22 protein-coding genes are annotated in these 24,094 nt (G+C 52.5%); 15 read left to right on the forward strand and 7 right to left on the reverse strand.

Annotation, left to right across the window (positions count from 1 at the left end):
• The 5 genes from argS to K2H17_RS01160 form a co-directional block, all read left to right on the forward strand.
• Positions 1–1,374 (forward strand): arginine--tRNA ligase (gene argS / locus K2H17_RS01140; RefSeq protein ID WP_300130395.1); only part of this gene is annotated, 1,374 nt, incomplete at its 5' end.
• Positions 1,375–1,434: 60 nt separating this feature from the next.
• Positions 1,435–2,178 (forward strand): Bax inhibitor-1/YccA family protein, encoded by a 744-nt coding sequence (locus K2H17_RS01145; RefSeq protein ID WP_300130398.1) that lies wholly within the window; start codon positions 1,435–1,437, stop codon positions 2,176–2,178.
• Between the two features lie 34 nt (positions 2,179–2,212).
• On the forward strand, positions 2,213–3,415 hold the full coding sequence (locus tag K2H17_RS01150; RefSeq protein WP_300130400.1) for a saccharopine dehydrogenase family protein: 1,203 nt from the start codon (positions 2,213–2,215) through the stop codon (positions 3,413–3,415).
• Between the two features lie 110 nt (positions 3,416–3,525).
• Positions 3,526–5,982, forward strand: a complete 2,457-nt coding sequence (locus tag K2H17_RS01155) for a hypothetical protein (protein ID WP_300130402.1) — start codon at positions 3,526–3,528, stop codon at positions 5,980–5,982.
• A gap of 265 nt (positions 5,983–6,247) precedes the next feature.
• Positions 6,248–6,802, forward strand: a complete 555-nt coding sequence (locus tag K2H17_RS01160) for a hypothetical protein (protein WP_300130405.1) — start codon at positions 6,248–6,250, stop codon at positions 6,800–6,802.
• A 190-nt stretch (positions 6,803–6,992) separates the two neighbouring features.
• Here K2H17_RS01160 and K2H17_RS01165 read toward each other — a convergent pair whose 3' ends face one another.
• The 3 genes from K2H17_RS01165 to K2H17_RS01175 all read right to left on the reverse strand — a co-directional run bounded on the left by K2H17_RS01165 (position 6,993) and on the right by K2H17_RS01175 (position 9,304).
• On the reverse strand, positions 6,993–7,943 hold the full coding sequence (locus K2H17_RS01165) for a hypothetical protein (protein WP_300130407.1): 951 nt from the start codon (positions 7,941–7,943) through the stop codon (positions 6,993–6,995).
• Positions 7,944–8,020: 77 nt separating this feature from the next.
• Positions 8,021–8,647 (reverse strand): L-threonylcarbamoyladenylate synthase, encoded by a 627-nt coding sequence (locus K2H17_RS01170; protein ID WP_300130409.1) that lies wholly within the window; start codon positions 8,645–8,647, stop codon positions 8,021–8,023.
• 42 nt (positions 8,648–8,689) lie between these two features.
• Positions 8,690–9,304 carry a phosphatase PAP2 family protein gene (locus K2H17_RS01175; protein WP_300130412.1) on the reverse strand — a complete coding sequence of 205 codons (615 nt, stop codon included), beginning with the start codon at positions 9,302–9,304 and terminating at the stop codon, positions 8,690–8,692.
• A 243-nt stretch (positions 9,305–9,547) separates the two neighbouring features.
• On the opposite strand from K2H17_RS01175, the gene K2H17_RS01180 reads away from it, so the two are divergent.
• The 3 genes from K2H17_RS01180 to K2H17_RS01190 are packed head-to-tail and all read left to right on the forward strand — an operon-like array spanning position 9,548 to position 12,360.
• Complete coding sequence (locus tag K2H17_RS01180; protein ID WP_300130414.1) at positions 9,548–10,438, forward strand: lysophospholipid acyltransferase family protein; 891 nt, start codon at positions 9,548–9,550, stop codon at positions 10,436–10,438.
• Between the two features lie 10 nt (positions 10,439–10,448).
• On the forward strand, positions 10,449–11,441 hold the full coding sequence (locus K2H17_RS01185; RefSeq protein ID WP_300130417.1) for a stealth family protein: 993 nt from the start codon (positions 10,449–10,451) through the stop codon (positions 11,439–11,441).
• A gap of 43 nt (positions 11,442–11,484) precedes the next feature.
• Positions 11,485–12,360, forward strand: coding sequence for a glycosyltransferase family 92 protein (locus K2H17_RS01190; RefSeq protein WP_300130420.1), 876 nt, complete (start codon positions 11,485–11,487; stop codon positions 12,358–12,360).
• Positions 12,361–12,365: 5 nt separating this feature from the next.
• Here the strand turns inward: K2H17_RS01190 and K2H17_RS01195 are convergent, their stop codons facing one another.
• Genes K2H17_RS01195 through K2H17_RS01205 form a run of 3 tightly spaced genes read right to left on the reverse strand, consistent with a single transcriptional unit; the run spans position 12,366 to position 15,070 of the window.
• Positions 12,366–13,310: a stealth family protein gene (locus K2H17_RS01195; RefSeq protein ID WP_300130422.1), complete on the reverse strand. Its 945-nt coding sequence runs from the start codon at positions 13,308–13,310 to the stop codon at positions 12,366–12,368.
• Between the two features lie 12 nt (positions 13,311–13,322).
• Complete coding sequence (locus K2H17_RS01200; protein ID WP_300130424.1) at positions 13,323–14,255, reverse strand: stealth family protein; 933 nt, start codon at positions 14,253–14,255, stop codon at positions 13,323–13,325.
• 17 nt (positions 14,256–14,272) lie between these two features.
• A complete protein-coding gene (locus tag K2H17_RS01205) occupies positions 14,273–15,070 on the reverse strand; it encodes a glycosyltransferase (protein ID WP_300130427.1) in 798 nt (265 codons plus the stop codon).
• Between the two features lie 211 nt (positions 15,071–15,281).
• On the opposite strand from K2H17_RS01205, the gene hisG reads away from it, so the two are divergent.
• From hisG to hisA, 6 genes are all read left to right on the forward strand, one after another.
• Entirely contained in the window at positions 15,282–16,133 is an 852-nt protein-coding gene (hisG, locus tag K2H17_RS01210) for an ATP phosphoribosyltransferase (protein ID WP_300130430.1), read from the forward strand.
• A 17-nt stretch (positions 16,134–16,150) separates the two neighbouring features.
• Positions 16,151–17,428 carry a histidinol dehydrogenase gene (hisD, locus tag K2H17_RS01215; RefSeq protein WP_300130432.1) on the forward strand — a complete coding sequence of 426 codons (1,278 nt, stop codon included), beginning with the start codon at positions 16,151–16,153 and terminating at the stop codon, positions 17,426–17,428.
• Positions 17,429–17,490: 62 nt separating this feature from the next.
• Entirely contained in the window at positions 17,491–18,522 is a 1,032-nt protein-coding gene (gene hisC / locus K2H17_RS01220) for a histidinol-phosphate transaminase (RefSeq protein ID WP_300130434.1), read from the forward strand.
• Between the two features lie 56 nt (positions 18,523–18,578).
• The gene (hisB, locus tag K2H17_RS01225) at positions 18,579–19,682 is read left to right on the forward strand and encodes a bifunctional histidinol-phosphatase/imidazoleglycerol-phosphate dehydratase HisB (protein ID WP_300130437.1); all 1,104 of its coding nucleotides are present in this window, start codon (positions 18,579–18,581) and stop codon (positions 19,680–19,682) included.
• Positions 19,679–20,266, forward strand: coding sequence for an imidazole glycerol phosphate synthase subunit HisH (gene hisH / locus K2H17_RS01230; RefSeq protein WP_300130440.1), 588 nt, complete (start codon positions 19,679–19,681; stop codon positions 20,264–20,266). The genes hisB and hisH overlap by 4 nt, the downstream gene beginning before the upstream one ends.
• A gap of 25 nt (positions 20,267–20,291) precedes the next feature.
• On the forward strand, positions 20,292–21,014 hold the full coding sequence (gene hisA, locus K2H17_RS01235; RefSeq protein ID WP_300130442.1) for a 1-(5-phosphoribosyl)-5-[(5-phosphoribosylamino)methylideneamino]imidazole-4-carboxamide isomerase: 723 nt from the start codon (positions 20,292–20,294) through the stop codon (positions 21,012–21,014).
• Positions 21,015–21,143: 129 nt separating this feature from the next.
• Here the strand turns inward: hisA and sulP are convergent, their stop codons facing one another.
• Positions 21,144–22,844, reverse strand: coding sequence for a sulfate permease (sulP, locus tag K2H17_RS01240; protein ID WP_300130444.1), 1,701 nt, complete (start codon positions 22,842–22,844; stop codon positions 21,144–21,146).
• A gap of 274 nt (positions 22,845–23,118) precedes the next feature.
• Here sulP and K2H17_RS01245 point away from each other — a divergent pair, with 274 nt between their 5' ends.
• Entirely contained in the window at positions 23,119–24,084 is a 966-nt protein-coding gene (locus K2H17_RS01245) for a glycosyltransferase family 2 protein (RefSeq protein ID WP_300130446.1), read from the forward strand.
• Positions 24,085–24,094 lie beyond the last annotated feature (10 nt).

The following is a 24,094-nucleotide window of genomic DNA, read 5'->3' on the forward strand; positions in this document are numbered from 1 at the left end:
AACCTGCTCGGCTTCAGCCTTGCAGAGATACTGAAAGCCTGTGGCAACCGCGTCATCAAGACCAACATAGTCAATGACCGCGGCATCCACATCTGCAAATCTATGCTCGCATGGAAAAAATGGGGCGAAGGTGCCACTCCGGAATCGACCGGTAAGAAAGGCGACCATCTTATCGGTGACTTCTATGTGCTCTTTGACAAGCACTACAAAGCCGAACTCAAGGACCTTGAAGAAAAAGGCATGACCAAGGAAGAGGCCGAAGCCGCCTCTCCCCTCATGAAAGAGGCCCGCGAGATGCTCGTGAAGTGGGAAAACAAAGATCCTGAAATCCGCGCTCTCTGGGAAATGATGAACTCATGGGTCTATGCAGGTTTCGACGAGACCTACAAACGCATGGGCGTCGACTTCGACAAGATCTACTACGAGAGCGAGACATATCTCGAAGGCAAGGAAAAGGTGCTCGAAGGCCTCGAAGCCGGAAAGATGTACCGCAAGGAAGACGGATCTGTCTGGGCCGACCTGACAGGTGAAGGTCTTGACCACAAGCTGCTCCTCCGCAGCGACGGCACCTCTGTCTACATGACCCAGGACATCGGCACCGCCAAGCTCCGCTATCGCGACTACCCGATCGACAAGATGATCTATGTGGTCGGCAACGAACAGAACTATCACTTCCAGGTGCTCTCCATCCTTCTCGACCGTCTCGGATTCAAGTGGGGCAAGGACCTCGTCCACTTCTCCTACGGCATGGTCGAACTGCCAGAAGGCAAAATGAAGTCACGCGAAGGAACCGTTGTCGACGCTGACGATCTCATGGACGACATGGTATCGACCGCCCGCACCGTCTCGGCTGAACTCGGCAAACTCGACGGTCTGAGCGCAGAGGAAATCGACAACATCTCCGAAACCGTCGGACTTGGCGCACTGAAATACTTCCTCCTCAAGGTCGACCCGCGCAAGAACATGACTTTCAACCCCAAAGAGTCAATCGATTTCAACGGCAACACAGGACCCTTCATCCAGTACACCTACGCCCGAATCTGTTCCGTACTCCGCAAGTCGGCAGAAGAAGGCATGGAGATCACTGACTACGCAACAGTTGTGCCCGGAGAAAAAGAGATCTCCCTCATCCAGGCTCTCGCCGACTTCCCCGCAACAGTCCAGGCCGCAGGCCAGACATACAGCCCGGCACTCATCGCCAACTATGTCTATGACCTCGTGAAGATCTACAACCAGTTCTACCATGACTGCTCGATCCTCAAGGAAACAGACATCGCCGTGCGCTCACTGCGTCTTGAACTCAGCCGCCAGACCGCACGCGTGATAAGAACAGGCATGAACCTGCTCGGCATCAACGTTCCTGAACGTATGTAAGACTGAATTGTTCTATCTATGAACAGATACATTGATTATTAAATTAATTTATAAAAAAGTATGAATTACAATCAGCAGACTCCTCCTCCCTATTTCGGAGGCGGCAACGACTACAATAACTATCACAACTCCCAGCAGCAAGCCATCCAGACCACATCTTCTGTGATGAAGCGCGTCTATTTCAAAATGTTCCTCGGCCTGCTTGTGACGGCATTTATCTCCCTTTTCTGCGCCAGCTCGACAGGCTACATGAGCTTCATGCTCACACACAGTATTTTCTATTGGGGACTCCTGATTGCCGAAGTCGGCATCGTGATCTATATGTCATCCCGTCTGATGCGTATCTCCTCGACAACGGCCAACATGCTCTTCTTTGTCTTCGCAGCCATCAACGGTCTGGCTCTCGCGCCGATCTTCCTGATCTACACGATGACATCCATCGCCAAGACATTCTTCATCTGCGCCGGCACCTTCGGTGCAATGAGCGTCTATGGCTACTTCACCACAAAAGATCTCACAAAATGGGGCAACTTCCTTCTGTATGCCCTTTTCGGACTGATCATCGCCTCGATTGTCAACATCTTCACCAAAAGCACCCAGCTTGACTGGATCATCTCGATCGCAGGAGTCCTGATCTTCATCGGTCTCACCGCATGGGACACCCAGAAGATCAAGCAGCTGGCCCTCAACACTCCTCCGGCCTACGCAAGCCATCTTGCCACAATCGGTGCATTGAATCTCTATCTCGACTTCATCAACCTCTTCCTCTATCTTCTCCGCTTCTTCGGCAACCAGCGTGACTGATAATTTTAAATCAATTACACATTAATATATAATAATGGCAAAAGTCGTAATCATCGGAGCAGGCGGTGTCGGAACCGTAGTCGCTCACAAGTGTGCCCAGCACCCCGAAGTTTTCACCGAAATAGTCATCGCTTCGCGCACCCGCAGCAAGTGTGACGCCATTGTAGAGGCCATCGGAAAGCCCAACATCAGCTCGGACGTTGTCGATGCCGACAGCGTTCCCCAGCTCGTCGAGCTTTTCAACCGCCACAAACCCGAACTCGTCATCAATGTGGCTCTTCCCTATCAGGACCTCACCATCATGGACGCCTGTCTCATCTGCGGAGTCAACTATCTTGACACCGCCAACTATGAGCCAAAGGACGTGGCCCATTTCGAATACTCATGGCAGTGGGCCTACAAACAGCGCTTCGAGGAAGCCGGACTGACAGCTATCCTCGGCTGTGGCTTCGACCCCGGAGTCTCCGGAGTGTTCACCGCCTATGCCGCCAAACACTACTTCTCTGACATGCAGTATCTCGACATCGTCGACTGCAACGGCGGAGACCACGGCAAAGCTTTTGCCACCAACTTCAATCCCGAAATCAACATCCGCGAGATCACTCAGAACGGACGTTACTATCAGGATGGTAAATGGGTGACAACAGGTCCTCTCGAAATCCACAAGACACTCACCTATCCCAACATCGGCGAGCGTGAAAGCTATCTTCTCTACCACGAAGAACTTGAATCACTCGTCAAGAACTATCCGTCGATCAAACGTGCCCGTTTCTGGATGACCTTCGGTCAGGAATATCTCACACACCTGCGTGTGATCCAGAACATCGGCATGGCCCGCATCGACGAGGTCGACTACAACGGTCAGAAGATCGTGCCTCTCCAGTTCCTCAAAGCCGTTCTCCCCAATCCTCAGGATCTCGGCGAGAACTATCAGGGCGAAACCTCGATCGGCTGCCGCATCGAAGGTCTCGACAAGGAAGGCAAGCCCCTCACATACTACATCTGGAACAACTGCTCTCACCAGGCCGCATATCATGAAACCGGCATGCAGGCTGTCAGCTACACTACCGGTGTGCCCGCTATGGTAGGCGCAATGATGTTCCTGACCGGCAAATGGGTCAAACCCGGCGTCAACAACGTCGAGGAATTCGATCCCGATCCGTTCCTCGCAGAACTCGCCAAAGACGGTCTGCCCTGGAACGAAGAGTTCAACCTCAACCTTGAAGTGAATGAATAAACGATGACTCCAAGAGTCTGAACCAAATTTCCCTTCCTCGGACAGACTGGCTGCGATCTGTCAACATAATGCCAGTCCGTCCGAGGTTTTCTATTTCACCTTAAACCACCATGCTGAAACAGCTCCTGACATTCGGCGCGCTCTCCGCCATACCATTCATCACAATCTCAGCCACCACGGACCACAGATTAGGACCGGACACACTGCTGCTGACCTCCGATCCGGCCGCAGCGTCAGCGTCATCGCCATACACATTCAACGACCCCGCAAAGGCATTCGAGGCCATCAACAAGAGCGGTTCCACAAACATTGTGCTTCTGGTCGAACCCGGAGTCTACTGGCTCGACGATCCGGATGATCCTGCCATCAGACGCAATCCGCAGAACTCAGGATCCGTCCCCTACGCCGTCGAAATCAGCTGTGACACCCTGTCGCTGACCGGACTTTCCGACAATCCTGAAGACATTGTCTTCGCCGTCAACCGCGGGCAGACCCAGGGAGCGCTCGGCAACTTCACCATGATCCATTTCAAAGGCCACAGCCTCCGGACTGAGAACATGACGTTCGGCAACTACTGCAACGTGGATCTCGTCTATCCGCGCGATCCGAAACTGAACCGCACAAAACGCCGCGAAGCCATCGTTCAGGCCCAGCTGGGAATCTGCGAGGACACTGACCGCCTCTTCGCCCGCAACTGCCGCTTCATCAGCCGTCTGAATCTGTGTCCATTTGTCGGCGCAAGGCGCTCGCTCTACAAGGACTGCTATTTCGAATGCACCGACGATGCTCTAAGCGGATCAGCCGTCTATCTCGACTGCCGGTTCACATTCTTCAGCGGAAAACCATTCTACTCCACAGCCTCCACAGGCGCAGTCTTCCTGAACTGCGACATCCACACCAAAGTCAGCGGCACACAGTATCTCACCAAAGTTCCGGGCATGGTGACCATGATTGACACCCGCTGGACTTCCGACAATCCCGTGACGCTCCAGTGGACTCGCGACGTATCTTCACAGCGATGCTACCAGAGCAACATCTCGCTCAACGGCTCGCCGGTCAACATCGACGCCGCCCGCCCCGGTCTCAGTTCAGTCATCAGCGGGTCACCGCTTCTGCTTGCCTATAAAGTCACTGACGGAAATCAGACCGTCTACAACACCCCCAATCTCCTTGCGGGCGACGACGGCTGGGACCCGCTCAGCCAACTTCCGAAGATAAAAGAACTCGAAACCCGGATGGCCAAACCTCTGACCGGACTTCCCGTAGCCTTACGGCTCAACTCTCCGGCGAAAAAGCTCGCAGCGCAGAACGACAGCCTGCCCCTCACCCCCTCCTTACGCCTGTGGGGCGACTATCCCGCTTCCGTCAGCACCTCTGCACTTACCTGGAACGCCCCGACAACCCTCAGGCTTGTCAGATCAGACGGACAGACCACAGCCGTCAGCGCCAACAGCTTTCCACGCGAGATGGACTGCGAAATCTCAGCTTCGTCAGCCGACGGACTGACAGGCGCCACAACGGTCACCGTTGCCGCCAACCTCAAGCCGGCCCCGCATTTCACCTCATCACCGGTCATCACCATTGACAAAAAGGCTCTCACTCTAAGCTATCAGCTATCTGATGGCGAACGCGATGACAGCTATATTGTATGGTACCGCTCGACCCGCCCCGACCATTCTGACAGCACCGCAATCCGCCACGGACGCGGTTCAAGCGCGCGGATCTATCCCCTGACCTGCGCCGACCGTGGCTTCTACATCTCCGCGTCAGTTTCGCCCAAAGGATCCGACACCCATCAGGGACTTCCGGCAAAAGCGTCGATGGCAGAAGCCGTGTCCATCAAAACTCTTTGGTCACTGCAAAAGAACGAGAAAGCGATCCTAACATCTTTTGCAGAAGTACCCATCCGCAAAGGCACACCCGGTCGCCAAGGCTTCTGGCATTTCGATACATTCAAGCCTGCCGACACCTCAGACCACGACTGGACTCCTGACGAAAATCTCAGCTGGTACTACGGCAAAGCCACTGACGCAGCTACCGGTACAGGACTTGTGCAGGCCACACGCGGCGCCCGCTTTTTCTACACCCCTGTCCGTGAAAACTGCCGCAACATGCGCGTGAGTCTCATCGCCGAACCCTGCAAAGGACCGGGTCAAGGCTTCGGAAGCGCCACGGGCCAATATATGGACATCTGCATAAAATTCGACCCTGTCACCCTGACCGGCTACGCACTCCGAATCGAACGCACACCCGACTATGACAAGGCAGTCACATTCACCCTTGTGAAATATGACAACGGCAAAGTCAGTCCCGTGAGCGAGAGCACTGCATCCGACTGTTTCCGCAACCCCTGCACGATCATCGTCGAAATGCGCGGTGACAAACTCTCAGCCCTTGCGCGCACAGACAAACCCCGGTCGCAGACCGGAAATCCAGCGGTCAGACCTGACGTAAGCCTGTCAGCCACAGTAGCCCCGACAGCCGGAACCTCCGTAGCCGTCCAGCACACAGGATCGGTCGGAGCCTCCGCCACACTTCTGCGCGACCTTGAAATCAACTGGGAGTGACCTAAAGTGAGGTATAACTTAGAGTATGTTTAATCACAATCGTTAAAATCTGAGCGAAATGTTTGAGGTGGATATAGTTCTGAATCGAAGCTGCATAGCGAGCTATGTAACATGCAATGTAACCAAACACCCTTGCAATTTTTTTGCCAAACTGTTTTCGATTTAAAAAAAAGTTACTACTTTCGCAGCATAGAAGCTTATAAGCCTGCCAAGGCTTGATTTTTTAATTGAAAAACTGCAAAAACAAAAAAACATCTTCCATAATATGATATTCAATTTCCGCATAGTATCTGATGAAGTAGACAACTTCAAACGCGAAATTCAGATCGACGCTGACGCGACATTCCTTGATCTCCGTAACGCAATCTGCGACTCTGTCGGCTATGACAAAGGCCAGTTCAGCTCCTTCTTCCTTTGCGAAGACGGCTGGGAACGCAATCAGGAAATCTGTCTTGAAGACATGGGTTCCGACTCTTCAGAAGACGTCTACCTGATGGAAGACACCCCGCTCAGCGACTTTATCGAAGATGACGGACAGCGGATGGTCTGGGTGTTCGACTACATGACAGACCGGTCATTCTTCATCGAAATGAAAAATTCGATCCCCGGCAAAAGCCTCAAGGACCCCCTGTGCACAATCTCGATGGGCGACGCACCATCGCAGTTCATCGACCTTGACGATTTCGATGCGAAGATCGACGCAAAGGCAGCCCAGGCCGCAGCCTCGACTGATCTCGACGATGAATTCTACGGCTCGACAGAGTTCAACGAAGACGAATTTGACGCCGCAGGATTTGACGAAATGACATTCGACGAATAAAACATCTCCCCCTCGGTGCGGACAGCCTCTACACTCTCCAGCCACGAAAGGCAAAGATAAAACACGATTTCACATAACGAAACAAAACGTCCGGCAGTTCACCCAAAAAAGAACTGCCGGACGCTGTTTTTTAATTCGCGGGCCCCATACCAGCCACTCTGGCGCCGCTTTCGGGGGCTACATTCTGACTCTACAAGCTGACTGTCACCTTCTGAGTCAGGCGGCAACCGATACTTTCCTTGAAATCACAGAGACCGACGGCAGGCACTCCGTCGGAAGAAGCCGGACCGAGGTCGAAAAACCGCAGACCGCTCGCGGCGCGTGTTTCGGAATAATGGCGTATGATATTGTATGACAGAAAATTCATCGCCCGGCAACTCCTACCCTCAGGCAGATCGCCCCAGTAGATCAGCTGAACAACCTCCGGCGAAGTCCGGTAGATGATCGCCGAAGCTATACCGAGCCCATCTTTCCTCACCATGAAAAAATCCATGTCGATGACTTTTGAAGTAGCCATGACATCTGCCAGCGACATGTGGACCGGATAGCCGTGACTCTCATGGTTGATGCGGACAATATTGTAGACCTCGGCCATCTCACTGTCTGTCGGATCGGCGAAACGGACAAATTCAAGACCGCTGCGGAGAGCCGCCGCAAGATTGCGCCGCGCGTTGGGCCAGAGCCTCGCGCTGAAGTCGTCGAAATCCTCCAGACAGTAGTGATAATTGAAATCGGCATGAAGCTGAGAGCCTCCGCCTCCAAGAGCGCAGAGTGTCTGACGGGTGAACATCGAACTGTCGCCGTCATAGCAGGCCGGAGGGAAAGTGATCACCACCGGTTTGCCGCAACTCTCGCCATAGGCTTTCAGTTCACGGGCAAATTCCAGGCAGAACGACAGCCGCCCGCCCCCACACTCTTCAAATCCGCCGAAAGGAGCCGAAAAAGGCGAGCGCAGCATGTCGGCACGTTCGCCCAACACGATTCCGAGCCTCTCCTTCCCCTTTCCGTCACAGAATGCAAGAAAGTGCAGCTCTTCACATTTTTCACTGTTTAGCTGATTGAATGCGACGGAGTTGAACCGATGGGCACCGGCACCGAACAGCCGGGAATATTCTTCGGGAGTAATTCGTTTCAGTGACACGTTTCGATAAAAAATTTAGACATACTCTTCGAGAGCAGATGTGCAAAGGGGCCTGAAATCCACTTCAGACGCGCATTTTATTGCAGCTCACCTTTCCCCTCCCTGATGATCTCAGGCGCATGGCTGTCCGTGAGATCGACCACAGTCGAAGGGCCGGGAGTCCAGCCGAAATCGCCATTGCCGCTCTCGCCGTCGTCAATCAGCAACTCAGCCTGCCCCTCGAAAGAGAGAGCAAGCTCATGCGGATCAAACTCAGGGACCTCGTCGTCGACTTTCAGCGATGACGACAATATCGGATGTCCCAGGCGGGAGGCTATGGCCATAGCGATCGGATTGTCAGGGACGCGGAGTCCCACCTCCTTGCGCCCCTTGAAAACCTTTGGCAGAGAAGTGGCAGCCGGAAGCACAAAAGTGAACGGCCCCGGCAGATTGCGGCGCAGGATTCTGAAAGCCTCATTGTCAATGCGGGCATACTCACTGGCCATCGAAATGCCGTCGCAGACCACCGAAAGCGTCTGTTTCTGCGGGTTGACACCCTTGATCCTGCAAAGTCTCTCGATAGCCCCGTTGTTGAGCGCATCACAGCCCATTGCATAGAGCGTGTCGGTCGGGTAGATGATTATCCCGCCAGAGCGCAGACAGTCGACCACCTCGTCAAGATAGCGTTCGTTGATGCTGCCGGGATACATTCGCAAGGTTTTCATGAATCCGTGATTGATATGTGATATGTCTGATTTATACACCCTCTAAGCCCCGCGGAGATCGAGGCTCGTGCGCTGGGCATCCCATTTCAGTATGGACTTGTAAGCGTAGTAAACCAAGACCGCATAAATTGCCCCTACCGTTCCGCCGACAAGCAGATCAGAGGGATAATGCACTCCAAGATACATTCTTGAGTAGCACACGGCCATCATCCAGACTATCATCACCGCCGAGAGCCATTTCAGTCTCGTCACAAGAATAATAAACACCGTCAGAGCCACGGTGTTGGCCGCATGGCAGGAGGGGAATCCATATCGCCCACCGCGATAGCCGTTGACGAGCTGAATGAACGCACTGTCGGGATTGTCGGGGTGTGAGGGACGCAGCCTCTCGAAAAACGGGCGGATGAAAGTGGCGCAGGTCTGATCTGCAAGAGTTATGATGGCAGCGATACACAGCAGGATCAGGATTGTCTTGCGCGTTCCAAGGCGATAGCCTAAAAATACAGCAAGCATCACATAAAACGGCACCCAGAAGAGTTTTCCGCTGATCAGCCACATCGCTTTATCTAAAAACAGCATGTGCATTCCGTTTACTGCAAACAGAATCGACTGGTCAAGATGCCGCCAAAAGTCAGGATCAAATAATGAGTATTCCATGATAATGAGGTTCCTTTTTCGGACGAATATATATGTGCAATTTGATATCCAAGAGGTTGTTTAAAACAAGCTCCAATTCGACAAAGTTACTACAAAAAACGAAATATCAACCTATTTCCATCCTCAAAACATGACAATGGCCTGTGAATTTAAATATTATTAAACATTAATTTGTCCGTATTGGAAAAATTAGATAATTTTGTTCTTCTAAAATGCACCAAAAGGTATTTTAATAAACAGAAAATGACATACCATCTGCTCAGATTTTTCTTCAAACTGATGTCACGTCTGCCATTCTGCGTGCTCTACGTCATGTCTGGCGGATTGTATCTGCTTTTGTATCACGTGGTCCGTTACCGCCGCGGGATAGTACGCAAAAATCTGACCGAATCTTTCCCCGAAAAAACTCCTGCCGAAATCCGCGACATCGAGAAAAAGTCCTATCGCTTCTTCGCCGACAACATAGCCGAAAGTTTCAAATTGTCGGCCATGTCGCCCGAAGAGATGGGCCGGAGAATGCGCTTCACCAACGTCGAGGCCGGCAACTCCGTCCTGCGCCAGGGACGGTCCATCGCCCTCTATCTCGGCCATTACGGCAACTGGGAATGGATCTCCTCCATGCCGCTCCATCTTGAAAAAAGCGCCGTCCCGGCTCAGATCTACCACAAACTGCGCAACAAGAACATGAACAGAATCATTCTTGAACACCGCGCATCGCACGGAGCCGTGAATGTCGACATGTACAAGACCGCGCGCTACATCACCGAGATGGCCGCCAAGGGACAGACCTCCGTCATAGGCTTCATTGCCGACCAGTCGCCCAAAAAGCGCGAAGTGCGTCATTTCCTGCAATTTCTCCATCACAGAACCCCGGTCCTGACCGGAACTGAAAAAATCACCAAGCATTATGGATTTGAAGCCTGGTTTCTGCGGGTCAACAGAGTCAGCCGCGGATACTATGAAGCCGAATTCATCCAAATGCACGAAAATCCGAAGTCTCTCCCCGATTTCGAACTGACACGGATCTACTACGAGTTGCTCGAAAAAGCCATCCGTGAAAAACCGGAACTCTATCTGTGGACCCACAACCGATTCAAACATGCCGAACTGTCCGAGCCAGGCGGAAACCTCTAACGCCCGAAACATGGAAATAGACTTTGTAATAACATGGGTCAACATGGATGACCCGGAGTGGAAAGCCGAGTTTGCCAAATACTCCAACAAGACCGTCACTGAAAAGAACAGTGTCACGGATGCCCGTTTCCGTGACTACGGCTTTTTGAGATACTGGTTCCGGGGAGTAGAGAAATTCGCTCCCTGGGTGCGCAAGATCCACTTCATCACCAGCGGACAGAAACCCGAATGGCTCGACGAGAACAATCCTAAGATCAACCTTGTCAGCCACAGCGACTACATCCCCCAGGAATTCCTGCCGACCTACAACTCCGTGGTCATCGAACGCTACATCCACAGGATTCCCGGACTGGCGGAACACTTCGTCTATTTCAACGACGACTTCTACATCATCAACTCCATAGGTCCCGAACGCTTCTTCCGCAACGGGCTTCCCTGCGACATCGCCGCCTTCCAGTACAACCCCTCATGGTCGCAGTGGTACCGCCGCATCAAAAACAACATCCGCCTCATCAACAAACACTTCGACAAGCCGGAGGTCATGGCAAAGTTCCACGACAAATGGTTTGACAAGAGCTACGGCTCACGCGCCCGCTGGAACTATCTGCTGAAACACTACGACAAGTTCATCACCCTCCGCACCCCCCACAATGCCCAGCCCTACCTGAAGAGCACTTTCGAGGAAGTCTGGGCCGCAGAGGGCCAGGAGCTGACGGCCACATCGGCCAACCGCTTCCGCGCGTCAAGCGACTACACCCCCGAACTGTTCCGCACCTGGCAGATCTGCAAAGGCAATTTCGAGCCTTACAACACATACAGCGACACCAAAATGTTCCCGCTGATGATCAAATCCAAGAAGGCCATCAAAGCCATCTACAACCAGTCATATTCCCTCATCTGCCTCAACGACAACATCCACATCAGGAACTATGATCAGGTGATGCAGGCCGTCAAAGACGCCTTTGACAGCATCCTGCCTGAAAAATCGAGTTTCGAACTTTAAGAGGTTGTTTAAAAACAACCTCTAAGAAAATCTCCACGCCACCATGAACAAGACAGCAGCAGAAATCATCGCCGGACTGATCCCCCGCAAAATGGCACGAAACCGCTGGCGCGGCATCCTGCGCTACGGAGTCAGAAAAGCCCTGAAGCTGAAGCTCCGCCTCAAACGCGACCACACCGAGCCTGACTGCTTCCTTGCGGTCTGCGCTATCGCCAAAAACGAAGGCCCCTATTTCAAGGAATGGCTCGACTGGCACATCGGCCAAGGCGTGGAAAAATTCTATATCTACGACAATGAAAGCACCGACTGCACCCGCGAAGTGCTTCAACCCTACATCGAGTCCGGAACGGTCGAATACATCTATTATCGAGGCTACCGCCGCCAGATAGCCGCCTATGACGACTGCATCGAACGCCATCGCTTCGACACCCGCTGGTTAGCCTTCATCGACCTCGACGAATTCATCGTACCTCTCGCCGACGGATCCATCCCCGAATTTCTGGAACGTTTCGCCGGCTCTCCGGCGGTCGAGATCAATTGGCTCATCTATGGCAGCGGCGGGGCCGAGAAGAAATCACCGGCACCTGTGATGGAGCGATTCAGACACCACTCGCTCCCCTCTCATCCGCTGAACCGTCACGTCAAAAGCATCGTCAACCCGCGGCGCGTCTTCACCATGACCGGCTGCCATGAAGCGGCGCGCATCGACGGCGTGGCCGCAGACTCACACGGCGAACCGATCACCCGCAACTTCCGCGAACGCGAGCCGCAGCAGGATGTCATCCGCATCAATCATTATGCAGTAAGATCAAAAGAAGAATTTGTCGAAAAACAGAACCGCGGCAGAGCGAGCGGCACTCAGCGGACAATCCCGATGGACTATTTCAACCGCTACGACCTCAACGACATTGCCGAATAAGAGGGCTATTTTTCGAAGCCGGATTTGCGTGGAAAGCGCGTCTTCAGATATTCGGTAACACGCTCGCGGTCCGCCTGATCGGCATACTGAGAATCATTCATGCAGAAAAGCATAGGATTGTATTTCTCCAATTTCCGGTAGTGGGAATGATTGTCGATGTGGAAGCGGAACGAAGTTTTTCGCGTCACATATTGCAAATGGCCTTTTTTCTCAACAATCGCCACATAGGAATATATGTTGCGCTGTATGTCATTGTCGCTACGCACATGATTTGTCAGCGTAGGCTCTATGTCGTCTCTGAACACATCTTCGAAAACATGCCGACAAAGGCTTTTGTTGTAAGCGTCAATATTGTGATGGGTTTTATGTCCGATATAAACACCGTATTTCTTCTCAACCAGACGGGCTGAATTCTGTATGGTATGATTATAGTTGCTTGTCTTGCGGCCCAAAACCTTTTCTTTCAGAAACAGAGTCAGCTTTCTGAACGGACGACGGCTGAAACGGATGATCGGGAGACCATCGGACATAAAGAAATCCGCCGGAGTGACCGGACGGTTTATAAACATGTCGTCATTCGCATATATAAAATGTTCTGACAAACCCGGTATCCGATAAAGGAAATGCTCAATCAAAGCCGAATTGAAACAAGGCAGACATTTGGGCGGCATGATCTCGGTATGGTCCACGATGCGGATCTTCGGATTGGTCGTATCAAGCCACTCCGGAACCTGATTGTCAGTCACAATGAAAATCTTCCGGATCCAGGGGGCATACATCTCCACAGCGCGCAGGCTGAACTTAAGCTCGTCATTGTCAGCATAGCGGCCATCACAATTGACAGCCGAATCAGCTTCGGTGCGTCCGATAGCAGCATTACGCTTTGCGCGCCACTGCGGATCATTGCCGTTGACCCACAGATAAACCAGATCCACTTCCATTGTATCCATCAATAATATATTCTATTTTTCAAACTGTGATTTTTCAGGAAAACGCCCCTCCAGGAATTCTTTTGATCTCATACGGTCTGAATCATGAGCATATTCCGAATCATTCAAACAAAGAAAAATTGGATTAAACTCTTCCATCATTTCATACTGCCGTACTTTGTGTATCTGAATACGGAACGACGTATTTCCATCGACATATTCCACATGTGCCCGCTTCTCAATCAATGGCACATAAGAATATATCTGACGCTCAATATCTTTATCATTGCGAGTATGATGAGACAATACCTTCGCTATATTATCCTTAAAAATATTATGAACACGTTCATAATCACTTCTGCAATAGGCGTCAATATTATGATGGGTACGGCTTCCAATATATATACCATATTTATCCTCGACCAAAGCAGCGGCATTTGATATAAGCCGCACATGGTTAGTGGGTTTCTTTTTCAAAACTTTTTCCCTGAACCAAAGATAGAATTTTCTGAAATGTTTACGATGCATCCGGACGATTGGAAATCCATCTGACTCAAAAAAAGTATTCGGTGTCACAGGCCGGTTTAAGAGCATGTCATCGTTGGCATATATAAAATGCTCTGACAATCCGGGAATGCGAAACAAGAAATGTTCAATCAATGCCGAATTGAAACAAGGAAGGCTTTCCTTAGGCAAAATTTGGGTATGGTCAACAATCTGGATTTTAGGGTTGGTAGTATCGAGCCATTCCGGCACCTGATTGTCAGTTACAATGAAGATTTTCCTAATCCAGGGAGCATAACGATCGACAGAACGAAGGCTATATTTCAATTCTCCATTATCGACATAACGGCCTTTGCAATTTGCAGACGAACGGGTTTCTACGTTTCCGGCAACAGCCTGGCGCTTTGCCTGCCAGACAGGATCATTACCGTTGACCCACAGATAAACCAGATCTATTTCCATTATCTTGCTTTTTTCGTTTATTTCTCAAATTGATGATTGACTTCCGGATATTTTTCAATAATAGCCTTGAATGCTAAATCGTTGCGATCTGTGCCTGACTTGAAATTGACTGTCTTCAAGGCAAGTTCCCGCGGTTTGCCAAGACCTTTGGGTTTGTTGTGCGGGCCGAACGGCACCGGTATGACAGTCCTCCCATTTGCCACAGCAGCCGCCCAAAACCATATATCGTCAGTTGTCGGGGCCATTTCCCTGAAGAGTTTTTCATCAAGCATATCCTCCTTGAGAGAGTGAGGCGGATAGAGCACTCCCCCGACTCCGGTCTGAATTATCGCCGGGCTGATCTTGATCTTTCCGCTGAGAAAATGATACCATCTCAGCTTGGGCCACTTCTTGTAAGGCTTGTCAGGCAATATCCGTTTTGCCCGATGGGCCAGGACATGATCAGGGAACTGACGGTGGAGACGAAGAAGACTTGCAAGCATGTCGGGATGATAGTCCGTATCGTCATCTATCGTCACAATGACGGCTTCGGGGAAGTCCTTCAGCGCCGGAATCAGCTTGCGGTATGACCGGATCTCGCTATCGTAGTTGCGAATCTCGAAAATAGGATTCTCGCGGGAAAGATCGAGCAACTCCTGAGGGATTCCACTGTCCTCAAACTGGGAATATGTCAGATAAAGCACAATTTTGTCAGGAAGGACTGTCCCGGCAAGTATTGACCTGACAGTAGGTAATACAAATTCTATCGCAGCAGGGAAAGATGTAAGAGATACAATTACCTGGGCTGTCTTGTTGTCACCATTTGTGTTCATCATTCAGGATAATCATTGGTCATGGTATGAGGAGGTCGACAAAGGTAGTAACTTATTCTGATGTATGCAAATCAAGATCCACAGCAAGCGCCTGACAAATCAGCCCACCGCCGGACCGGAGCAGAATATTTCATAAGCAAAAAGATTGTTTTGATTGCATTTTAAAATAAAAACCGTAACTTTGCAAATCAATTTCTAAGTTACACCCTAATTTATGTTACGAATTGCCATTCAGGCCAAAGGTCGCCTTAACGAAAAAACAATGGCTTTGCTTGCCGATGCGGGAATCTCGGCATCGGTAGGCAGCCGTTCTCTCATCGCTCATGCCAAAGGATTTCCCGTTGATCTGCTTCTGCTCCGTGATGATGACATCCCGCAGGCAGTAGCTATGGGAACCGCCGATATCGGAATTGTCGGACTCAATGAAGTCGAAGAAAAAGGCGCCGAAGTCCATCAGGTCATGCAGCTTGGTTTCGGCGGTTGCCGTCTGAGCCTCGCCGTGCCGCGCGAAGCCGACTACAAGGGCCTCGAATGGTTCAACGGTCGCCGCATAGCGACATCATATCCCGCCATACTCTCACGTTTCCTCAAAGAGAAGGGAATCAGCGCCGAGATCCACACCATCACCGGGTCGGTGGAGATCGCACCCGCAATCGGCATGGCCGATGCGATTTTCGACATCGTCTCGTCGGGAGGCACACTGATCCAGAACGGCCTCGTCGAGGTTGAATCCGTGCTTGACTCGCAGGCCGTGCTCATCTCAACTCCCGGTCTGCCCGCCGACAAGCAGGCCGAGCTTGACAAACTCTGCTTCCGCTTCCGCTCGATCATCGAAAGCCGCGGCATGAAATATGTGCTGATGAATCTGCCGAAATCGTCGCTTGAGGCGGCATTGCAGATCCTTCCGGGCATGAAAAGTCCGACAATCCTCCATTTGGCCGATCCCGACTGGCTCTCGCTCCATGTAGTGATCCCCGAATCGCAGCTTTGGGAACGCATCGAACAGCTCAAGGGTATCGGAGCGGAGGACATTCTGGTCCTTGTGCTGGAAAACATTGTCAAATAAACACCTCCCGCCCCTCTATGAAGACCTACACCAACCCTCCACGCACGGAGTGGGCGCAGCTGACAGTGCGCAACATTCCTGACGATCCGGCGGTCGACAAGGCCGTCGGCGAGATCATAGCCGACGTCAAAGCCCGCGGCGACGAGGCTCTGCGCGAGATGGCCCTGAGGTTTGACCGCACCGCCATCGGGAGTTTCGAAGTCTCGGAAGCCGAAATAGCCGAAGGATGCACCAAGGTGACCGACAGTGTCAAAGCCGCCATCAATACGGCCAAAGAAAACATCTCGAAATTCCACTCGGCCCAGCATCCGGCGGAGGTCGACGTGATGACTCTCCCCGGAGTGCGCTGTGTGCAGCGGCCTGTGGCGATTGACCGCGTCGGACTTTATATCCCCGGCGGACGCGCACCTTTATTCTCGACTGTGCTCATGCTCGCCTGTCCGGCCAGAATCGCCGGTTGCCGCAAGATCATCCTCTGCACTCCCCAGAGCGGCAACAATCCGATAGCGCCTGAGATCCTCTATGCGGCCTCGGTCTGCGGAATCGACAAAATCTACCGCATCGGGGGCGCCCAGGCCATAGCCGCTATGGCCGTAGGAACCGAAAGTATTCCGAGGGTCGACAAGATTTTCGGCCCCGGCAACCGCTTTGTCACCAAAGCCAAACAGCAGCTGTCGGCAGTAGTGGCCATCGACATGCCGGCAGGTCCGAGCGAGGTGCTTGTGATGGCCGACGAGAGCGCCAACCCGACATTCATAGCCGCCGACCTGCTTTCTCAGGCCGAACACGGCCCGGACAGCCAGGCGATCCTCGTCTGCACCTCCGGGAAAACAGCATCCGAGACCGAGGCGGAGATCAGCCGTCTGTCCGCAAAACTCAGCCGCGCTGAATCCGTGGCCGGATCGCTCGCCCACAGCCGTCTCATTGTGATGGACAACAGAGATGACATGGTCGATTTCGTCAACAGCTATGCGCCGGAACACCTGATCATCTCGATGGACTCCCCCTGGGAGATCGCCGGGCGCATACGTGCGGCAGGCAGTGTGTTCATCGGCAACTACTCCCCCGAAAGCGCCGGAGACTATGCCTCAGGGACCAACCACACCCTCCCGACCTCGGCATGGGCAAGGGCTTACAGCGGCGTGAATCTCGACAGCTTCATGAGGAAAATCACCTATCAGGAACTGTCGCGCGAAGGGCTTGGACTGCTCGCCCCGACCATCACGGTCATGGCCGAAGCCGAAGGGCTTGACGCACATGCCCTCGCCGTAGCCGTGCGCACTGAAATTCAATGACAGTCTGCGGCCACGCTGAAACCCATAGTATTCCACCACCCCGACACAACCCTTCCGAACACATGAATCCACTGAGCCTTGTGCGCCCCAACATACTCTCCTTAGAGCCTTACTCCACTGCCCGCGACGAATTCAAGGGCGGCGACATATCGGTCTGGCTCGACGCAAACGAAAGCCCCTACCCCTCCGGGCTCAACCGCTACCCCGATCCGCATCAGAAAGAGCTGAAAAAAGCGATTTCGAAGCTCAAGGGGATCGGCGCAGACCATATATTTATAGGTGGTGCCGGAAGCGACGAGGCAATCGACCTGACCTACCGGATCTTCTGCCGCCCCGGCATCGACAATGCGATAGCCATAGCCCCAAGCTACGGGGTCTATGCGGTCAGCGCCGACATCAATGACATCGAGCTTCGCACCGTGAGGCTCGGCGAGGACTATTCGCTGCCGGTCGACCGCCTGCTTGCCGCGGCTGACGACAAGAGCAAACTGATGTGGATCTGCTCGCCAAACAATCCGACCGCCAACTCTTTCAGGAGGGATGAGATCATCCGCCTGGCCGAAAATTTCAATGGAATGGTGGTGGTCGACGAGGCCTACATCGACTTTTCGTCAGAACCGTCGCTGATCAGCGAGATTGCCGCCCATCCCAACCTGATTGTGCTCCAGACCTTCTCCAAAGCCTGGGGCATGGCCTCGCTGCGCATGGGAATGGCATTCGCCGTCCCGGAAATCGCAGAGCTTTACGGAAGGGTGAAATATCCCTATAATGTCAACGGTCCCACTCAGGCAGAACTGCTGAGACGGATTTCAGAGACTGACATCTCGGCTCAGGTCGAGGAGATAAAGACACAGCGCGCGCGGCTCGCCGAACTGCTCGGCGCTCATCCGAAGGTCCGAAAGGTCTATCCGTCTGACGCCAATTTCCTGTTGGTGAAGGTCGATGACGCGGACTCGATGTATGACTATCTGATTTCACGCGGCGTGATCGTCAGAAACCGCAACCGTGTGAAAGGATGCGAAAATTGTCTGCGCTTCACCATAGGCACTCCCGAAGAAAACGCCCGCGTGGTGGCTCTTCTTGAAAAGTTCTGAGACCCGACTCCCGATTGACTATGTCCGGCAAACAACATTATCATCACCAAACCCTCATGTCAAAAAAAGCAATATTCATTGACCGCGACGGCACTATAATAAAAGAACCTGCCGACGAACAGATAGACTCTCTCGAAAAACTCGAATTTGTTCCGGGAGCCATCTCAGGGCTGCGCTCGCTGACCGACCGCGGCTATGAGCTGGTCATGGTCTCCAATCAGGACGGTCTCGGCACTGCGTCGTTTCCGGAAGAGACTTTCTGGCCGGCCCACAACCGCATGCTCTCCACCCTCGAAGGCGAAGGGGTGAGATTCGACGACATTCTGATAGACCGCTCTTTCCCTGAGGACAACGCACCGACCCGCAAACCGCACACCGGAATGCTCACCGCCTATCTCGGCGGAGACTATGACCTCGGCGCGAGTTTCGTGATCGGCGACAGGCTGACCGACATCGAACTGGCCCGCAATCTCGGCGCCCGCGGCATACTGATAGCCCCACCGGCCACGGCTGAAAAGCCTGAGGGCTGTATGCTCGTCAGCGAGAGCTGGGATGAAATAGCCCGCCATATCCTCTCGGCCGACCGGACAGCCTCAATCACCCGCAACACCTCCGAAACACGGATCAGCCTGAGCCTCGATCTTGACGGAAATCTGCCGTCGGCCATCGACAGCGGACTGAAATTTTTCGACCACATGCTGTGGCAGCTCCCCCACCACGCCGGGATCTCGCTCGACCTCCGCTGCAAAGGAGATCTTGAGGTCGACGAACACCATTCGATGGAAGACATCGCCATTGTGCTCGGTCAGGCCATCGACAAAGCTCTCGGATCAAAGAAAGGGATCGACCGCTACGGCTTCGTGCTCCCTATGGACGAGTGCAGGGCTATGGTGCTGATTGATTTCGGCGGGAGGGCCGATTTTGTCTGGGATGTGGAATTCACCCGTGAATATGTCGGCGACACACCGACCGAAATGTACAGCCACTTCTTCAAATCGCTCTGCTCAGCCATGCGCTGCAACCTCCACATCAGCGCCCGCGGCGAAAACAACCACCATCTGATCGAGGGCGTATTCAAAGCCTTCGCCCGTGCGCTGCGGATGGCGATCAGACGCGATGTGTTCAGTTATAACCTCCCCTCAAGCAAAGGAATCCTATGATAGCTATAATAGACTACGATATGGGTAATCTGCGTTCGGTCGAGAACGCACTGTCGCGCCTCGGTGCCGAATGGAAACTCACCTCTGATCCGGAAGAGATCCGCCGGGCCTCGCGGGTGTTGCTTCCGGGAGTCGGCTACGATGCCGAAGCCATGGACAGACTGCGCCGCCGCGGTCTCTGTGAAGTGATCCGCGACCTGCGCCATCCGGTGCTCGGCATCTGTGTCGGCATGCAGGTGATGTGTCGCCACTCGGAAGAAGGCGACGTTGACTGTCTGGGGATTTTCGATGCCCGTGTGAAGCGTTTTCCGGAAACGGAAGGGCTGAAAGTGCCTCACGTCGGCTGGAACCGCATCAACAACATGGAGTCGAAACTGCTCAAAGGAGTGGAGCGCGGTAGTTATGTCTATTATGTACATTCATACTACGCAGACCTCTGCCCCGACACAATCGCGACAACCCGCTATGGCGACAAGCTGTTCAGCGCGGCTCTGAAATATGAGAATTTCTACGGCACTCAGTTCCATCCCGAAAAGAGCGGCGATGTCGGCGAGCTGATTCTTGCCAATTTTCTGAAACTATAACCCATACCTAATAAGACTCTGAGAGATGATCGAAGTTATCCCCGCTATTGACATAATTGACGGAAAATGCGTCAGACTTTCACAAGGTGACTATGACCGCTGCACGGACTACAAAGCATCGCCCGAAGATATGGCAAGGCGTTTTGCCGATCACGGCCTGACGCGCATCCATGTTGTCGATCTTGACGGCGCCAAGGCAAGTTCGCCACGCAATCTCCGGACTCTTGAACGGATTGCGCGCATCGACGGAGTGACGGCAGAATGGGGAGGCGGAATAAAGACCTCACAGGCCCTCAAGGACACTTTCAACGCCGGGGCCACCTATGCCATCATCGGCAGCATCGCCGCCCGCGAGCCGCAGCTGATGGGCGAATGGCTCAAAAACTACGGCGGCGACAGGCTGATACTGGGAGCCGATGTCAGAAACGGCAGAGTGGCCGTCGGCGGATGGCTTGAAGAGACTTCCGACACGATCGAAGACCTCCTGCGCCGCTTCATCCCCGACGGACTCTCTCAGGCAATCTGCACCGATATTTCAAAGGACGGGATGCTCGAAGGCCCGGCTTTCGAGATGTACACCGGATTGCAGCAGACATTCCCTGAGGTGGTGTTCACCGTCTCCGGCGGCATCAGTTCAATCTCCGACATCGAACACCTCGACAGCCTCGGCCTGCGGAGAGTGATCACCGGTAAGGCCATCTACGAAGGACACATCTCTTTGGGAGATCTTGAAAGATATGCCCTATAAAGAAGTGGCAGCAAAGGCCATAATTGCCGGTAGGGACTTTTAAAAGCGTCCCTACTAAGCACAGAAAAGCCTGAGACCCCGGTTGCGGTCTCAGGCTTTTCTGTGTATCTGTTGATTCTGTGTGAGGAATCAGACTGTGGCGGCTGTGACAGACCCGGTCGGAGCGAGTTTGTTGGCCATCTCGACAGCCTTTGTGATGTGGTCGCAGATGTGGTCGTCGCCGAGGAGACTGTTGATGCCTGCATTGACAAGCGCAGTGCGGACATTCTCGCGCACGCCTGAAAGCACCACCTGGATGTTTTCCTCCTGCGATGACTTGATGAGGACTTCGAGGTTGTGGATGCCGGTTGAATCAATGAACGGCACCTTGCGCATACGGATTATGCGCACTTTCGGTTTCTGGCCGAGAGTGGTGCGCATCAGCTCGTCAAACTTAGTAGCGACACCGAAGAAGAACGGGCCGTCGATCTCGTAGACCTCTACACCGGGATTGACATTGAGCATCTCGTGGATTGTGGTTTCAGAACCTTCGGCAATATCAAGATGCTCGGAGTAGACCTTGATCTCGGTATTTTCCATCACACGGCGGAGGAAGAGGATGATGGCGAGAAGAAGACCCATCTCGATTGCTATCGTGAGGTCGAAGATGACAGTGAGAAGGAATGTGAGCGCAAGCACGGAGATGTCGCTCTTCGGATTGTGGAAAATCGCGCGGATCGTGCGCCATCCGCTCATGTTGTAGCTGACCATGATAAGGACAGCGGCAAGGCAGGCCATCGGGATCATGTTGATCAGCGGCATCAGGAACAGGAAGATCAGGAAGAGGACAATCGCATGGACCACGCCGGCAACCGGAGTGCGTCCGCCGTTTGTGATGTTGGTCATTGTGCGGGCGATGGCGCCGGTGACAGGAATGCCGCCGAAGAAAGGCACGATGATGTTTGCCATGCCCTGGCCGATAAGTTCGGTGTTGCTGTTGGTACGGGTTCCGGTCACACCGTCGGCCACTGTGGCCGAAAGCAGCGACTCGATGGCGCCGAGAATGGCGATTGTGAATGCCGACGGGAGCAGACGGTTGATGGTAGCCATGCTCAGTTCGAAGCCGTGAGGTTCGGGAATGTCTGTCGAGAGTGAGCCGAAGCGGTCACCGATGGTCTCGACATGGAGTCCGGGTACCAACGAAACGACCAGAGTGACCAGAATAATCGCGATCAGCGCTCCGGGCAGACGGCGGGAGATTTTCGGAGTGACAATGATGATTGCCAGTGCTGCGAGACCAACTCCGAGTGTGATCCAGTCGATGTTGCCGAAGTTTGAAAGATACATACCCCACTTGGGGATGAACTCACTCGGCACATTCTTGAGTCCGAGACCGAAGAAGTCATTGATCTGGGTCGAGAAAATCGTGAGGGCGATACCTGCTGTGAAACCGACGACGATCGGATAAGGGATGAACTTGATGACGGTTCCAAGGCGGAAAAAGCCGAGAGCCACAAGTATCAGGCCGGCCATCAGAGTGGCCACTGCCAGACCCTCAAGGCCGAAGTTGGCTATTATATTGTAGACGATGACAATGAATGCACCTGTCGGGCCGCCGATCTGCACCGTGCAGCCGCCGGCGGCAGATACGATGAAACCGCCGATAATCGCCGTGATAAGACCCACTGTCGGGCTGACGCCACTGGCAATACCGAAGGCGATCGCAAGCGGGAGGGCTACAATGCCGACCACGATGCCGGCCACAAGGTCATTTTTAAACTTGTCAAAGGAATAATCTTTCAAAGTCGAAACCAATTTCGGCTTGAAATCAAGAGAAGCTGCAAAATTCATCAAAAAACTTCCTTAGTTACTATATATTGTTATTCCGACACATCTCAGTGTCGATTTTCTGCATTGGAAACCTGAAGGAGAGAAAAAGACCGACGGAAATACAAACCAAACCCGCCGCATTTTTCGTTTGAAAGTGCAAAATTACTTAATTTCCGCCAAAAATACCTAACTCAATCAAAAAAATTCACATTAATTCCTCAATCAAAAAAATTTAACCGTAATTTTGTTGCCGCATATTCTAACCTAATAGACACATCTAATTGCAAATATCCTCATGGAATCGTCCAAACTGATCACAATCCTTGTTCCCGCCTATAATGAAGCGGCCTCACTGCCGAAACTGCACAATGCTCTTAGTGAGATGGCCAATAAGATTTCTAAGTATCGCTGGGAATTTCTGATTGTCAACGACGGAAGTTCCGACAATACGGCTGAAATCCTTAAAGAGATGCAGAATGCCGACCGAAGAATAAGCTATATAAATCTTTCCCGGAATTTCGGCAAGGAATCTGCTATGGCAGCAGGAATAGACCACGCTCAAGGAGATGCCTTGATTATAATGGATGCTGATTTGCAACATCCCGTATCAGCCATTCCTAAAATGATTGCTGAATGGGAAAAAGGTTATGACGATGTGTATGGTAAACGTCTGTCTCGCGGAAAAGAATCATGGCTTAGGAAAAAGTTATCACTGCTTTATTACTCCTTACTTCAAAAAAATACTAAAATAAACATTCTCCCCAATGTAGGCGATTTCAGACTTTTGGATCGAAAATGTCTTGATGCAATGAAAAATCTGCGCGAGACACAACGTTACACCAAAGGACTATTCTGCTGGATCGGCTTCAAAAAATGTCCTGTCGAATATGAGACTAACGACAGGGAAAACGGAGTCTCTTCATTCCGATTCAGCAATCTGCTTGGATTGGCGATTGACGGAATAACGGGTTTCACGATTTCTCCATTGCGTATCGCATCCGTGATCGGCGTTGCGGTATCGGCAATTGCTTTTATATATCTTATTGTTGTAATTGCCAAAACGCTATTCTATGGCGAACCTGTTCAAGGTTATCCCACACTTCTTTGTGTCATACTGATCCTCGGAGGGTGTCAGTTGCTGACCATTGGTATCATCGGAGAGTATATCGGCCGTATTTTCAATGAAACGAAAAATCGACCGTCATATATCATTATGGATTACTCCCAAGGAAAGCGCAACCACCAGCCAGGAAACGAATGATGGCGTCACC

Origin of the sequence: Duncaniella sp., assembly GCF_029054785.1 — a bacterium.
In the GTDB taxonomy this organism is placed as follows: Bacteria; Bacteroidota; Bacteroidia; order Bacteroidales; family Muribaculaceae; genus Duncaniella.